This window comes from Sphingobium sp. B10D7B (assembly GCF_025961955.1).
GTDB lineage: Bacteria > Pseudomonadota > Alphaproteobacteria > Sphingomonadales > Sphingomonadaceae > Sphingobium.
In genome coordinates, this window is the sequence record NZ_JAOQOQ010000001.1 from 406,404 (window position 1) to 420,680 (window position 14,277).

General features: G+C 66.4%; 14 protein-coding genes. 4 read left to right on the plus strand and 10 right to left on the minus strand.

The window, feature by feature from the left end:
- Positions 1–83: 83 nt before the first annotated feature.
- Positions 84–2,801: a bifunctional [glutamine synthetase] adenylyltransferase/[glutamine synthetase]-adenylyl-L-tyrosine phosphorylase gene (locus tag M2331_RS01895; RefSeq protein WP_181558718.1), complete on the plus strand. Its 2,718-nt coding sequence runs from the start codon at positions 84–86 to the stop codon at positions 2,799–2,801.
- The gene (gene bcp, locus M2331_RS01900) at positions 2,801–3,265 is read left to right on the plus strand and encodes a thioredoxin-dependent thiol peroxidase (RefSeq protein ID WP_181561306.1); all 465 of its coding nucleotides are present in this window, start codon (positions 2,801–2,803) and stop codon (positions 3,263–3,265) included. The genes M2331_RS01895 and bcp overlap by 1 nt, the downstream gene beginning before the upstream one ends.
- A 78-nt stretch (positions 3,266–3,343) precedes the next feature.
- Here bcp and M2331_RS01905 read toward each other — a convergent pair whose 3' ends face one another.
- Positions 3,344–3,643, minus strand: a complete 300-nt coding sequence (locus M2331_RS01905) for a GIY-YIG nuclease family protein (protein ID WP_181558719.1) — start codon at positions 3,641–3,643, stop codon at positions 3,344–3,346.
- Between the two features lie 160 nt (positions 3,644–3,803).
- Between M2331_RS01905 and M2331_RS01910 the strand changes: the two genes are divergently transcribed.
- The gene (locus M2331_RS01910) at positions 3,804–5,306 is read left to right on the plus strand and encodes a replicative DNA helicase (RefSeq protein ID WP_181558720.1); all 1,503 of its coding nucleotides are present in this window, start codon (positions 3,804–3,806) and stop codon (positions 5,304–5,306) included.
- Between the two features lie 163 nt (positions 5,307–5,469).
- Here M2331_RS01910 and M2331_RS01915 read toward each other — a convergent pair whose 3' ends face one another.
- The 6 genes from M2331_RS01915 to cobA form a co-directional block, all read right to left on the minus strand.
- Positions 5,470–6,654 carry an NAD(P)/FAD-dependent oxidoreductase gene (locus M2331_RS01915; RefSeq protein WP_181558721.1) on the minus strand — a complete coding sequence of 395 codons (1,185 nt, stop codon included), beginning with the start codon at positions 6,652–6,654 and terminating at the stop codon, positions 5,470–5,472.
- A 288-nt stretch (positions 6,655–6,942) separates the two neighbouring features.
- Positions 6,943–7,722: a phosphoadenylyl-sulfate reductase gene (locus M2331_RS01920; protein ID WP_181558722.1), complete on the minus strand. Its 780-nt coding sequence runs from the start codon at positions 7,720–7,722 to the stop codon at positions 6,943–6,945.
- A complete protein-coding gene (locus M2331_RS01925) occupies positions 7,715–8,155 on the minus strand; it encodes a DUF934 domain-containing protein (RefSeq protein WP_181558723.1) in 441 nt (146 codons plus the stop codon). Before M2331_RS01925 ends, M2331_RS01920 begins: the two co-directional genes overlap by 8 nt.
- Positions 8,148–9,779 (minus strand): nitrite/sulfite reductase, encoded by a 1,632-nt coding sequence (locus M2331_RS01930; protein WP_181558724.1) that lies wholly within the window; start codon positions 9,777–9,779, stop codon positions 8,148–8,150. The genes M2331_RS01925 and M2331_RS01930 overlap by 8 nt, the downstream gene beginning before the upstream one ends.
- Position 9,780: 1 nt before the next feature.
- Entirely contained in the window at positions 9,781–10,080 is a 300-nt protein-coding gene (locus M2331_RS01935; RefSeq protein WP_181558725.1) for a DUF2849 domain-containing protein, read from the minus strand.
- 4 nt (positions 10,081–10,084) lie between these two features.
- On the minus strand, positions 10,085–10,885 hold the full coding sequence (cobA, locus tag M2331_RS01940) for a uroporphyrinogen-III C-methyltransferase (protein WP_181558726.1): 801 nt from the start codon (positions 10,883–10,885) through the stop codon (positions 10,085–10,087).
- Between the two features lie 519 nt (positions 10,886–11,404).
- Here cobA and M2331_RS01945 point away from each other — a divergent pair.
- Positions 11,405–11,812 carry a DUF1489 family protein gene (locus tag M2331_RS01945; RefSeq protein WP_181558727.1) on the plus strand — a complete coding sequence of 136 codons (408 nt, stop codon included), beginning with the start codon at positions 11,405–11,407 and terminating at the stop codon, positions 11,810–11,812.
- A 20-nt stretch (positions 11,813–11,832) separates the two neighbouring features.
- Here M2331_RS01945 and queA read toward each other — a convergent pair whose 3' ends face one another.
- The 3 genes from queA to coaD form a co-directional block, all read right to left on the minus strand.
- On the minus strand, positions 11,833–12,864 hold the full coding sequence (gene queA / locus M2331_RS01950; protein ID WP_181558728.1) for a tRNA preQ1(34) S-adenosylmethionine ribosyltransferase-isomerase QueA: 1,032 nt from the start codon (positions 12,862–12,864) through the stop codon (positions 11,833–11,835).
- A 92-nt stretch (positions 12,865–12,956) separates the two neighbouring features.
- Positions 12,957–13,673, minus strand: coding sequence for a peptidylprolyl isomerase (locus M2331_RS01955; RefSeq protein ID WP_181558729.1), 717 nt, complete (start codon positions 13,671–13,673; stop codon positions 12,957–12,959).
- Positions 13,674–13,750: 77 nt separating this feature from the next.
- A complete protein-coding gene (gene coaD / locus M2331_RS01960) occupies positions 13,751–14,269 on the minus strand; it encodes a pantetheine-phosphate adenylyltransferase (protein ID WP_181558730.1) in 519 nt (172 codons plus the stop codon).
- Positions 14,270–14,277: the final 8 nt, after the last annotated feature.

The following is a 14,277-nucleotide window of genomic DNA, read 5'->3' on the forward strand; positions in this document are numbered from 1 at the left end:
GCGGGCAGCTGGATTGGAGCGGGCGTGGCGGCGGAGCCGTCACGGACCTTCCCGCCCAACCCTCCTGCCGCTAAGAGGCGGCAATGGAGAGCCTGACCACCACCCCCGTTGCCGATGCCCTTGACCGCGCGCGGGCGCATTCGCCGTTTCTGGCGCGGCAGATCGATGTCTATCCCGAGCTGGTTGCACTGCTGCTTCAGGGGGATGCGGAGGCTGCATGGGCGGCCGGGCGGGCGTTGGAGCCCGATGCGGCGGTGGATCGGCGTCTGCGGGTGCGGCGCAGCGCGCTCGCGCTGGTGGCAGCGATTGCCGATCTCGCCGGACTCTGGGATCTGGATATCGTCACCCGGCGGCTCTCCGACTTTGCCGACGAAGCCATCGAAACGGCGCTGAACGCGGCCTTTGCCGAGCGCTACCCGGATGAGGCGCCGCGCGGCATCGCGGTGATCGCGCTGGGCAAGCATGGCAGCCGGGAGCTCAATTACAGCTCGGACATCGACCCGATCCTGATCTTCGACCCTGAAACGATCCCGACGCGCGGTAAGGAAGAGCCGCAGGAAGCAGCGCTGCGGCTGGCGCGGCGGATGGTGGCGCTGCTCACCGAGCGGACCGGGGACGGCTATGTCTTCCGGGTCGACCTGCGGCTGCGCCCGTCGCCCGAGGTTTCGCCGATCATCCTGCCGGTCGAAGCGGCGATCAGCTATTATGAGAGCGCCGCGGTCGGTTGGGAGCAGGCCGCTTTCGTGCGCGCCCGTGCGGCGGCCGGCGACATCGCGCTGGGCGAGGAATTCCTCAGCACGATCCGGCCATTCGTCTGGCGGCGCAGTCTGGATTTCGGTGCGATCCGGGCGATTAGCGACGTCTCGCGCCGCATTCGCGCGCATTATGCCAGTGGCCAGCGCTTTGGCCCCGGCTTCGATTTGAAGCGCGGGCGCGGCGGCATTCGCGAGGTGGAGTTCTTCGCGCAGGCGCACCAGCTCATTCAGGGCGGGCGCAATCCCGCGCTGCGGGCACCGGCCACGCGCGCGGCGCTGCGCGTGCTGGGCGAGGCGGGGTTGATCAAGCCTGACGAGCGCGCGCGGCTCGATGCGGCCTATGTGATGCTCCGCACGATCGAACATCGTCTGCAGATGGTCGATGACCGGCAGACGCACATGCTCCCGGAAAGCCCGGCTGCGCTGGACAATGTCGCGCAGCTGGCCGGCTATGCCGACGGCGCGGCACTGCTCGCGGCATTGCGGCCGCATGTCGAGGCGACCGGCCTCACTTTCGATGGGCTGGTCGGCGAGGATGAGGAAGGCGATGATCGCCTGCCCGATGAGCCGCGCGCACTGGCGCAGCGTCTGGAGGACATCGGCATCGAGGAGACCGAGCCCTTCGTCGCGCGCATCACTCGCTGGCGGGACGGCAGCCTGCGCCCGCTGCGCAGCGCCCCGGCGCGCGAGGCACTGGAGGAGTTGCTGCCCGGCCTGATGCGCCAGATCGCCCGTGCGCCGGCGCCGCTGACTGCGCTCAACAAGCTGGATCAGGTGATCGAAGGCCTGCCCACGGCGGTCAATCTGCTGCGCCTGCTGGTCGCGCGCCCGGCACTGGCCGAGACGCTGGTGACGATCCTCTCGCACGCGCCCACGCTGGCCGATGCGCTGGGGCGGCGCGCGGCACTGTTCGACGGGCTGATCGACCAGAGCGCGCTCGATCTGCCGCCCGATGTGCCGACGCTCATTGAGACGATGCGCACGCATGATGCCGGCGATGACTTCCAGCATCGGCTCGACCATGTCCGCCATGTCGTGGGCGAGCGGCGCTTTGCGCTGGGCGTGCAGATCGTCAGTCGCGAGGTCGATCCGCTCGAGATCGGGCGGGGCTATGCGCGGGTGGCGGAGGCGGCGGTGGATGTGCTCGCCGCAGCAGCCGTGGCGGAGTTCGAGCAGACCCATGGCCGGGTGCCGGGTAGCGAGCTGGCCATCCTGGCGCTCGGGCGCTTTGGCGGTGGGTTGCTCACCCATGCCTCCGACCTCGATCTGATCTTCCTGTTCAGCGGCGATTTCAATGCGGAGTCGGATGGGCGCCGGCCTCTGGGTGCGACGCTCTATTATAACCGCCTGTCCCAGCGGGTGATCAACGCCCTCTCCGTGCCGACTGCCGCCGGGGCGCTTTATGAGGTCGACACGCGGCTGCGCCCCTCGGGCAATCAGGGGCCGCTGGCGGTCAGCTTCGAGAGTTTCGCGCGCTATCAGGCCGAGGCGGCGTGGACCTGGGAGCATCTGGCGCTCACCCGAGCCCGCCCGGTGTTCGGATCGCCCAGCGCCCGTGCCGCGCTGGACGAGATCGTCCGGCAGACGCTGATGGTCGAACGCGACCCCGCGCAATTGCTCGCACAGGCCGTGAAGATGCGGCGCGACATCGCCACTCACAAGCCGCCGGCCGGCCCGCTCGACGTGAAGCTGATGCCGGGCGGGCTCGTCGATCTGGAATTCCTCATCCATGTGACGCAGCTCACCCATCGCACCGGCTTCTCGCCCAGTCTCAACGTCGCGCTGGAGAGGCTGGTCGCCGCCGGGCTGCTGGATGGCGCGTTGCGCGAAGCGGCGGACCTGCTGACCCGCTATCTGGTCGTCGCCCGCCTCGTCGCGCCGCAATCGAGCGAGCCGGTGGAGGAAAGCCGCTGGCTGGTCGCACGGGCCTGCGGGGCCCGCGACTGGGGCGAGCTGCTTGCCCGAATCGATGCCGCGCGGCAGATCATCGCCACGAGCTGGAACGCGCTGGCCGGCCAGGCGGCGCCATCGGAAGGAACGACATGATGCTGAGCGAAGGCGATACCCTGCCCGACGTCACTCTCACCGGTGCGGACGAGGCGCCGATCCGGCTCGCGGATTTTCGTGGCAAGCCGCTGGTCGTCTATTTCTACCCCAAGGCCGATACGCCCGGCTGCACCACCGAGGCGATCGACTTCACCGGGCTGATCGATGCGTTCGGCGCGCTGGGCGTGCCGGTGATCGCGGTCTCCAAGGACGCGCCGGCCAAGCTCAAGCGCTTCGCCGACAAGCACAGCCTCGCCGTCACGCTGGCATCCGATGGCGATGGCAGCGTGTGCGAGGCCTTCGGCACCTGGGTCGAGAAGAGCCTTTATGGCCGCAAATATATGGGCATCGAGCGCGCGACCTTCCTGGCCGATGCGGACGGAAAGATCGTGCGCGTGTGGCCCAAGGTGAAGGTGAAGGGCCATGCCGCCGAGGTTCTGGAGGCGGTGAAGGGGTTAGGGTGAGGGTTTGTGCCACGGATTGCGCGGCAGATCGACCTCTCTTCTCTCGTCACCCCGGGCTCGACCCGGGGTCTCGCTTCTTCAAACCAGCAGATCGAACCTGTCCTTCCAGTCGGGATTATCACGTTCGATCAGCGCGAACTTCCATTCGCGCCGCCAGCGCTTGAGCCGTTTTTCGTGAGCGATGCATTGGGCGATGTCCTCGCCCGGCTCCGCCCACACCAGTCGGGTCAATCCATAACGGGCGCAGAAGTCGGATCCCGTTCCGCTGCGATGCTGGAGAACGCGCGCGCCGAGATGAGCGGTCACGCCGACATACATCGTGCCGCGATAGCGATCTGCCATGATGTAGACCCAGCCGCCCTGCCGTTCCCGATCCATGGGCTGATGTGATGAGAAGCGGGACCCCGGGTCAAGCCCGGGGTGACGGAGTTTAGGTGGCCACTTCCAAAAACCATCCCCATTGTTATCCCCAGGTTCCACAGGGCGCACACCCTCGGCTCTTGCGCCGCACCTCGGAAGAGAGGACAATGCGTCCCCCATGTCAGAAAACACGATCCGTCTTGCCCCGGTGCCCGATGTGCCCGGCTCTGAAGCCCGTATGCCGCGCAATGTGGAGGCGGAGGCTGCGCTGATCGGCGCGTTGATGATCGACAACCGGATCGTCGAGGACGTGCAGATGGAGCTGCGCGCCGAGCATTTCTTCGAGCCGCTGCACGGGCGCATCTATGAGGCGATCCTCAAGCTGGTCGATCGCAACATGGTCGCCAATCCGGTCACGCTGAAGCCGCTGCTGGAAAGCGATCCCGCGCTCAAGGAACTGGGCGGCCCGGCCTATCTTGCGCAGCTCACCGGCAGCGGCGCGGCGGTGATCGGCGCGCGCGATTTTGCCCGGCAGGTCTATGATCTGGCGCTGCTGCGCGAGCTGGTCGGCGTCGGACGGGAGCTGGTGGACAAGGCGCTCGACACCTCCGATGCCATCGACCCCAAGGGGCAGATCGAGCAGGCGGAATTGGCGCTCTATGCCGTGGCCGAGCAGGGCGGTGACACCGGCAGCATGAAGACCTTCGCGCAGGCCACGCGGCTTGCGGTCGGCATGGCGGAGAAGGCGCTCAATTCCGGCGGCCATGTCTCGGGCATCACCTCGGGCCTGGATGGCCTGAACAACCGCACCGGTGGCCTTCATCCGTCGGACCTCATCATCGTTGCCGGGCGCCCCGGCATGGGCAAGAGCTCGCTGGCAACCAACATTGCTTACAATGCCGCCAGCCGCTGGATGCGCGACATGGCCGACGGCATCCCGCCGGAAAAGTCGATCGGCGCGCCGGTTGCCATCTTCAACCTGGAAATGTCCGCCGACCAGCTGGCGACGCGTATTCTCGCCGAGCAGTCGGGCATCAGCGGCGAGAAGCTGCGCATGGGGCGGATCAACCATAGCGAGTTCCAGAACCTCGTCCGCGCCTCGCGCGAGTTGCAGGATCTGCCCCTGTTCATTGACGATACCGCTGGCCTCACCATCGCGGCGATGCGCACCCGTGCCCGCCGCCTCAAGCGCCGGCACAATATCGGCATGATCGTGGTCGACTATCTCCAGCTTCTGCAAGGCTCGGGCAAGACCGGCGATAGCCGCGTCAACGAGATCTCCGAGATCAGCCGTGGTTTGAAGACGCTCGCCAAGGAGCTGATGGTGCCGGTGATCGCGCTCTCCCAGCTCAGCCGCGCGGTGGAAAGCCGCGAGGACAAGCGCCCGCAACTCTCGGACCTGCGCGAATCCGGCTCGATCGAGCAGGACGCCGACATGGTGTGGTTCCTCTATCGCGAGGACTATTATGAGATGAGCAAGGAGCCCAAGATCGAGGACGAGGGCGCTTATGCCGCCTGGCGCGAGAAGATGGACCGGATCACCGGCCATTCCGAGCTGATCGTCGCCAAGCAGCGCCACGGCGCCACGGGCAAGGTGAGGCTCTACTTCGATTCCAAGATCACGCGGTTCACCGATCTGGCGGACGATAGCTATGCCGGGGCGGATGATGGTTATGAGTGAAGGATTGAAGGAGGGCGCCTGAGCTCTTCCCGGCGGCTAGGGGCGGTTGTGGCTGATGTTGTGTTCCTGCGAAGGCAGGAACCCAGGGCGCAATCGACCGGCTTTTCCGCCCTGGGCTCCTGCCTTCGCAGGAGCACGTGGGTGCCCTGACGGTGCGGCGGACTTAAATAGCCTGGCCCGCCGCATGAGCGCTGGCCCAGGCCCACTGGAAATTGTACCCGCCCAGCCAGCCGGTCACATCCACCGCCTCGCCGATCACATACAGGCCCGGAACCGCCTTGGCCTCCACCGTCTGCGAGGATAGGCCGGCGGTATCGACGCCGCCCGCTGTCACCTCCGCCTTGGCATAGCCCTCGCTGCCATTGGGCATGAACGTCCAGTCCGCCAACCGCGCCTGCGCCGCGGCAAGGGCGCGGTCGGGCAGATTGCCGAGCTCTGCATCCAGCGCGAGATCGGCTGCCAGCCGGTCCGCGAGGCGCTCGGCCAGAGCGGCGCGGAGCAGGCGGCGCAGGGTCATGCGCGGGGCCTCGCGCTTGGCGGCAAGTAGCCAGTCGCGCGGATGATCGGGCAGAAAATCGATGCCGACGCCCTCGCCATGGCGCCAGTAGGAGGAGATTTGCAGGATTGCCGGACCGGAAAGCCCGCGATGCGTGAACAGTGCCGCCTCGCGAAAGCGCGTCTTGCCGGCGCGGGCAACGACATCGGCCGAGACGCCAGAGAGCTCGCGGAACAGGGCATCGTCACTGCTCAGGGTCAGCGGCACCAGCGCCGGGCGCGGCTGCACGACCTTGAGGCCGAACTGGCGGGCGAGGTCATAGGCAAAGCCGGTCGCGCCCATCTTGGGGATCGATGGCCCGCCGGTGGCGATGACCAGCGCCGGCGCAGTCGCGATGCCACGCGGGGTGTCGACGTGGTACTGGCCATCGGCATGGGTGACCTCCCGGATCGGGCAGGCGCAGGCGATGTCGACAGCGCCCTTCGCGCACTCCTCCAGGAGCATGGCGACGATCTGCCGCGCGCTGCCGTCACAGAAGAGTTGCCCCAACGTCTTCTCGTGCCAGGCGATGTCATAACGCTCGACCAGCGCTAGGAAATCCTGCGCGGTGTAGCGACTCAGCGCCGATTTGGCGAAATGGCGGTTGCCGGAGAGGTAGCGATCCGGCGCGGTATGGAGATTGGTGAAGTTGCACCGCCCGCCACCGGAAATGAGGATTTTCTTGCCCGGCTCATCGGCATGATCGAGCAGCAGCACCTTGCGCCCCCGCTGCCCAGCGACCGCCGCACACATCAGCCCCGCTGCGCCGGCGCCCAGGATGATGGCGTCATAGGGGGTGGGGGAGGTGGGCATGGGGGCTTTCGGCTGGGGCGGCGATCGGGGTGAAGGTTCCTACGGCCTAGCTGCCGGCGGCGCTAAACGGAAGGGTTGGATGAATTCGCATCAATTCCCGCCGTCACCCCGGGCTTGACCCGGGGTCCCGCTTCTCTTGGGAGCGATCGACTCTCTCTGCTTCTGCGAAGCTCTGCGGGGAGCGGGCAGTGCGGCGGGGAAAGCTGGACCCCGGTTCAAGCCCGGGGTGACGATAGATGAAGCGGCGATCCCGGACAGGCCCCGAGGCTTTCGACGCCGAGCTTCCCGTCAAAACGCCGGCTGGTTGGCCGGGTCTTCCGGGTCCGCCAGCGGCGTCGAGCTGGTGTGGATACCGCATTCCACCTTGTCCCAGCCGCGCCAGCGGCCGGCACGCGGGTCTTCGCCCGGCATCACCTTGCTGGTGCAGGGTTCGCAGCCGATCGAGAGATAGCCCTGTGCTTCCAGCGGATGGCGGGGCAGGTCGTGCGCGGTGAAATAGGCTTCCAGCGCCGCCTTGTCCCAATCACCCAGCGGATTGATCTTCAGGCGCCCGTCCTCGATCTCGAAGCGCGGCAGATTCTGGCGCGTCACGGACTGGAAGGCCTTGCGTCCGCTAATCCACGCATCAAGGCCCTGCTTGGCGCGGGCCAGCGGCTCGACCTTGCGGATTTCGCAGCAGCCATCGGGGTCGTAGGACCAGCGCAGACCCTTGTCGTCCTTCGCCGCGAGCACATCGGCCTTCGGTTCGACCACGCGGCTATCGGTGAAGCCGAGGGTGCGGATCAGCGTATCGCGATAGTCCAGCGTTTCCGGGAACATCTTGAGGGTGTCGACGAAGATCACCGGCACGCTCTTGTCCGCCTGTGCAATGAGGTGGAGCAGCACCGCGCTTTCCGTGCCGAAGGAGGAGACGACGGCGACCGTGCCGAGCGCATCCTCGGCGAACAGCGTCTTGAGCATCGTGCCTGCATCCACGCCTGCGAAGCGCTCGTTGAGCGCGTCCGCATCCGCCTGCGTCCAGCGCGGGGCGGCGTCGATCCGGTCGATCTGGCGAGCGGCTTCAGCCATTGCTTGCTCCGTGGCGCTGCGCCCAGATCGGCGCGCGCGGATCGACGGTCTTCTGGTAGACACCTGGGAAGCGGGTCAGCGCCGCTTCGACCAAAGCGGGGTCGAGCGGCTTGTCCGGCCGGAAGCTGTCAAACCCGCAGCGAACCATGTGACTGATCTGGTCGATCGCGACATCGCCCACCGCGCGCAACTCGCCGGCATAGCCAGCCTCACGCAGGATGCGTGCCGCCGAATAGCCGCGTCCGTCGCCGAATACGGGGAAGTTCACTTCCACCAGCGCCACGCGGTCCAGATGCGGCAGCAACTCGCGGGCGTCCTCGCCCGGCTCGATGCGCACCGCAGCCGAATTGCTCTGGCCGGAAAAGGCCTCCAACGTCACGGCGGGCAGTTCGGCTGCCTCGCCGCCTTCACGCAGGGACAGATATTCAAGCATAAAGTGCCTCCTTGAACGGGGCCATGCCGATCCGGCGGAAGGTGTCGACGAAGCGCTCGCCCTCCTGACGGTTTGCGAGATAGACGTTGGTGGCCTTCTCGACCGCATCGACAATGCCGTTCTCGTCGAAACCAGGACCAGTGATCTGGCCGAGGCTGACATCGTCCGCGCCGGAGCCGCCAAGCAGGAGCTGGTAATTCTCCACACCCTTCCGGTCGACGCCGAGAATGCCGATATTGCCGGCATGATGGTGGCCGCAGGCATTGATGCAACCGCTGATCTTCAGCTTCAGCTCGCCCAGCTCCTTCTGCCGATCGAGATCGGAGAAGCGCTGCGCGATCTTCTGCGCAACCGGGATCGAGCGTGCATTGGCAAGGCTGCAATAATCGAGGCCCGGGCAGGCGATGATGTCGCTAATGAGATCGAGATTGGCGGTGCCGAGATCGGCTTCTTCCAGCGCCTTCCACAGCGCGTAGAGATCCGCCTTCTTCACATGCGCCAGCACGATGTTCTGGGCGTGGGTGACGCGCAGCTCATCGAAGCTGTATTTCTCGGCCAGCTCGGCCATCAGGTCGATCTGCGCGGAGGAAGCATCGCCCGGAATGCCGCCGATGGGCTTCAGGCTGATGTTGACGATGGCATAGCCCGGCACCTTGTGCGGCTTCACCTGCGTGCTCACCCAGGCCGCGAAATCACGGTCGGAGAGATCGATCTCGTCCGAAAGGCCGGTCTCATAGGCGGGCGGCGCGAAGTGATCGGCAATGCGCGCCAGTTCGGCGAGCGGCGGATCGAGCCCGAGCGTCTTCATGTGCGCGAACTCTTCCTCGACCTGGCGGGTATATTCCTCCCGGCCCATTTCGTGGACGAGGATCTTGATCCGCGCCTTGTACTTGTTGTCGCGTCGGCCGTGGCGATTGTAGACCCGCAGGCACGCCTCCAGATAGGAGACGATTTCGGCGAAGGGCACGAAGTCGCGGATTTCCGGCGCGACCATCGGCGTGCGGCCCATGCCGCCACCCACGAACACGCGGGCGCCGATCTCGTCATCCTTCTTCACCAGCTCGATGCCGATGTCATGCAGGCGCATGGCCGCGCGATCCTCTGCGCTCGCGATCACCGCGATCTTGAACTTGCGCGGCAGATAGGTGAACTCCGGGTGGAAGCTCGACCACTGGCGCAGCAGCTCCGCGAGCGGGCGCGGATCGGCGACCTCGTCGGCGGAGACGCCGGCATATTGGTCGGACGAGATATTGCGGATGCAGTTGCCGCTGGTCTGGATGGCGTGCATCTCCACCGATGCGAGATCGGCCAGAATATCCGGCGCATCCGCGAGCTTGATCCAGTTATACTGGATGTTCTGGCGGGTGGTGAAATGGCCGTAATCGCGGTCATATTTGCGCGCGATGTGGGCGAGCATGTGCATCTGCTTGCCCGACAGCGTGCCATAGGGAATGGCGACGCGCAGCATATAGGCGTGCAGCTGGAGATACAGGCCGTTCATCAGGCGGAGCGGGCGGAACTGCGCCTCGCTCAGCTGCCCGTCGAGGCGACGCTGGGTCTGGTCGCGGAATTCGGCAACGCGGGCATCCACCATCGCCTGATCGTAAGTGTCATATTGGTACATGTCAGATCACCCAGTTGCCGGCATTGGGGTCGGCGGGTTTGAGGCTCAGGTCGAGGCGCACGGTCGGGCCGAGCGCGCGGATGCGCTCCTTGATATGGGCGGGGCGGATATTGCCCTCGCCGTCCTGCTCGCCGTCGATCACATAGGCTTCGTTCACGCGACGCGCGGCGGCTTCGGCCTGGGCGATTTCCGCGCCCTTCTCGCCGACGTCCACGGCGTCGTTCACATGGATGGACCAGCCTTGGCCAGTCCACCAGATGACGTCGCCGGTGGCGAGATCATTGCCGGTCAGGATATTCATGTCGTCAGTGGCTCCCCGCACCTGTGCTGTGCTCAATGTGAAATGACCCGAGCGGCAGGCAATCGAGCGCGTCGGCATGCCGCACGACCTCGCCCACCACGATCAGCGCCGGACTCTCGACCGCCTCGCGCGCCACGAGATCGCCAAGATCGGCGAGCAGGCTGCGCAGCACCCGCTGATCAGGGCGCGTGGCTTTCTCGATCACCGCGACCGGCGTCGAGGGCGAGAGCCCGTCGCGCATCAGCTTCTCGGCAATATCCTGGCTGGTCGCGAGGCCCATATAGATGACGAGCGTGCGACCCGGCCCGGCAAGGCCGACCCAATTCTGCTCGGAAAGACCTTTGCACTGTCCCGCTACGAAGCTGACGATGCTGGCGTCCTCGCGATGCGTGAGCGGCAGGCCGGCACTGGCGCCGCCGCCGACGGCTGCGCTGATGCCAGGCACGACCTCGCAGCGCACGCCAGCCTCGCGGCAGGCCTCCAGCTCTTCGCCGCCACGCCCGAAAATGAAGGGATCGCCGCCCTTGAGGCGCACGACATCCCGGCCCGAAAGCGCCTCGCCGACGAGCAGCGAATTGATCGCCTCCTGCTTCATCGAATGGCGCGAGCGCTGCTTGGCGACCGAGATCAGCTCCGCCTCCGGCGAGGCCAAAGCGAGGATGGAGGCATCGACCAAACCGTCATGCACGATCAGGCTCGCCCGGCCGATCAAGCGGGCACCACGCACCGTCAGCAGATCAGGATCGCCCGGACCTGCGCCAACGAGATAGACCGTGCCGGCCGTAAAGGACTCAGAGTGCGCCATGGGTGGTAGATGCGTTCGAGCACCCAAGCCCGCAACCGACGCTTGCTTTAGCAGGCCGAAGGGAAACTATTGTGGGGGCTTTGGGTGGCGGCAGAGGTGGTGCCAATAGCGGGTCAGGAGAGCGCTTCGGTGGCGATTTGACTGCTGCGCGGCAGCAAAGCGTCTAAGCGAATAGGACGACATTGCTGCCGAGTCTTCAACCTTCTCCCCTTGAGGGAGAAGGATACGGAGCCTTGTCGCCAATAGGCGGCTAGGCGGAGTTGGATGAGGGGTGGCGGATCTTTGATCCGCGCGATCCAGCGGATCGCATACCCCTCTCCCAGCTTCGACTAGGCAGCACGCTGCCAAGTCTGCGCATCCCTCTCCCTCAGGGGAGAGGGTAGAATACGCCCGCCCTCGATAACCTAACTGCTTCGCTAACCGCTTGGGTGGCGGACGCGGAACCAGGCAACCAACCACCGCTCCCGCCCCACCGCTTCCCGCCATTGCCAATTCGCCCCCACGCCCTAGATCGGCATCATGCCCCTTCATATGACCAAGATCGCCTTCCAGTCGGAGAGCGCCGCCACCTTGCGGGAGTGGCTGGAAAGCCACGCGCAGGCCGGAGAGGGTGGCGAGGCGCGGTTGACGACGCGCTATTTGCCCAAGCGGCATGAGGAGATGGCCGGCGGGTCGCTCTATTGGGTACTGGCGCATCAGATCGTCGGGCGTAGCCCGCTGCTCGGGTTCGAGGCGCGGTCGGACGGGCGGCAATGGATACGCCTTGCGCCGCGACTCATTCCGGTGGTGCCACGGCCCAAGCGCGCCCATCAGGGTTGGCGCTATCTGGCTCACGAGGATGCGCCGCCGGACATGGGAGATGGCGAGGGCGGCGACATGCTGCCCGATCAGCTGGCGGCCGATCTTGGCCGGCTCGGGCTGATCTAGGCCCCCGCTGCTGCCCGCCCTCAGGGGAGCAGCAGGCTCGCATCGCCATAGCTGTAGAAGCGATAACCCTGCGCGATGGCATGGGCATAGGCTGCCTGCATCCGCTCGCGCCCCATCAGCGCGCTGACCAGCATGAACAGGGTCGAGCGGGGCAGGTGGAAATTCGTCATCAGTCCATCAATGGCGCGGAAGCGATAGCCCGGGGTGATGAAGATGCGCGTCTCGTCCGCGAACGGCCGAATGATGCCATCTTCCCCGGTGGCGCTTTCGAGGAGGCGCAGGCTGGTCGTGCCCACCGCGATCAGCCGGCCGCCTTTGGCGCGGACTGCATTCAGCCGATCCGCCGTCGCCTGGTCGATCCGCCCCCATTCGGCATGCATGCGGTGTTCGTCGGTATCGTCGGCCTTGACCGGCAGGAAGGTGCCGGCGCCGACATGCAAGGTCAGCGTCGCCTGGCCAATGCCGGCCTCGGCGAGCGCTGCGACGAGGCCGGGCGTGAAGTGCAGCGCTGCGGTGGGCGCCGCGACGGCACCCGGCTCCTGCGCGAACATCGTCTGATAATCCTCGCGGTCCTGCTGGTCGGTGGGCCGCTTGCTGGCGATATAGGGGGGCAGGGGCATCTGGCCGGCGCGTTCGAGCAGCAGCTCAACCGGCTCGTCACCCAGGAAGCTGAGCGTCATGCCGCCATCCGCGTCCCGCTCGCCGGCCTGTGCCTGCACGCCTTGCGCAAAGGCGATGTTGTCGCCGGGCCGAACCCGTTTGGCATTGCGCACAAAGACCTGCCAGTCACGCGGGCCGAGGCGCTTGTGAAGCGTGACGCCCACCTTCGCTTCGCCGCGTTGCCCCTCCAACTGGGCGGGGATGACGCGCGTATCGTTGAAGACAAGGCAGTCGCCGGCACGGAGCACGGTCGGCAGATCGCGCACGCCCATGTCGCGCAGGCCCCCGTCCTGGCCTTCGAGCACCAGCATTCGGGCCGCATCGCGGGGCGAGGCCGGACGCAGGGCAATCCGCTCGGGCGGCAGGTCGAAATCGAAAAGGTCAACGCGCATGGCTGGCGCCCTTAGCGCCTGCGCCGGGCGTTGAACAGGTGCCGGTCAGCGCGGTGCGGCTGGCCGGTAATCCCTCGCGCGTATCGGCGTGATCAGCCTGCGGTGTTGCTGCCGGCCGGTGCAGAGGCCTGCTGATCGCTCTGGATATAGGCGCGCACGATGGTCGTCGGCTGGGCCGGCGGCTCGCCCTTGGCGATCTGGTCGACACCGGCCATGCCATCGATCACCCGGCCCACAACCGTATATTTGTGGTCGAGTTGCATGCGCGGCATCAGCATGATGAAGAACTGGCTGTTGGCGCTGTCATCGCTCTGCGCGCGCGCCATGGAGACGGTCCCCCGCATGTGCGGCAGCCAGCTGAACTCCTGCTTGAGATCCGGCAGGGGCGATCCGCCGGTGCCATCGCCCTTGGGGTCGCCGCCCTGCGCCATGAAGCCATCGATCACGCGGTGGAACTTGAGGCCGTTGTAGAAGCCTTCCCGTGTCAGCGTCTTGATCCGCTCGACATGGCCGGGGGCCACGTCCGGGCGCAGGAGGATGCGTACGGTGGCGCCGTCCGAGAGGGTCAGCACCCAGGTGTTTTCGGGCGTGACCGGCGTCATTGCGACGAGCGGCTTGTCCTTGGACTTCTCCGCGTCCTCGCGCAGGGCGTCGGCATCCTTCTGCGCGCGGGCCGCCATTTCGGCCTTCGCCAGGGCATCCTGCGCACCGCCGCCCGGCTGGGCCTGCGCGGAATTGGCGCTGGCCAGCATGAGGCCGCAGGCGGCGGCAAGCGCAATGCCGGAGCCAAACAGTCGGGTAACACGCATGTCGTCCATCCTCATTTCACGGCCGAACCGGGCCCGGCCGCCAACTAGCGTCGCATGGCTGAACCAATGATGACCCGTCAAGTCTCGTCTGCCCTGCCGACGTCGACGCTCATGCCGAGCCGGGCCATCACATCGGTGCGAACACCGGGCGAAACGAACTTGCCGATGTCGCCGCCCAGCCCTGCGATTTCCTTCACCAGACGCGAGGCAATGGGCTGCAGCGCAACGTCGGCCATCAGGAACACCGTCTCGATGCTGGCATCGAGATACTGGTTCATGCCCGCCATCTGATACTCATATTCGAAGTCCGCCACCGCGCGCAGGCCGCGCAGGATCAGCGAAGCGCCGACCGAGCGGGCATAATCGATCAGCAGCGAATCGAAGGGCCGCACGTCGATGTCCGCATCGATCCCCGCGCATTCCCGCCGGATCATCGCCAGCCGCTCGTCCAGCGTGAACAAAGGCGACTTGCTGGGATTGGTCGTCACGCCGATCACCAGCCTGTCGACCAGCTTCGATCCGCGCCGGATGATGTCCATATGGCCGAGCGTGATAGGGTCGAAGGTTCCCGGATAAAGGCCGATGCGGTGAACCATGTGCGCGT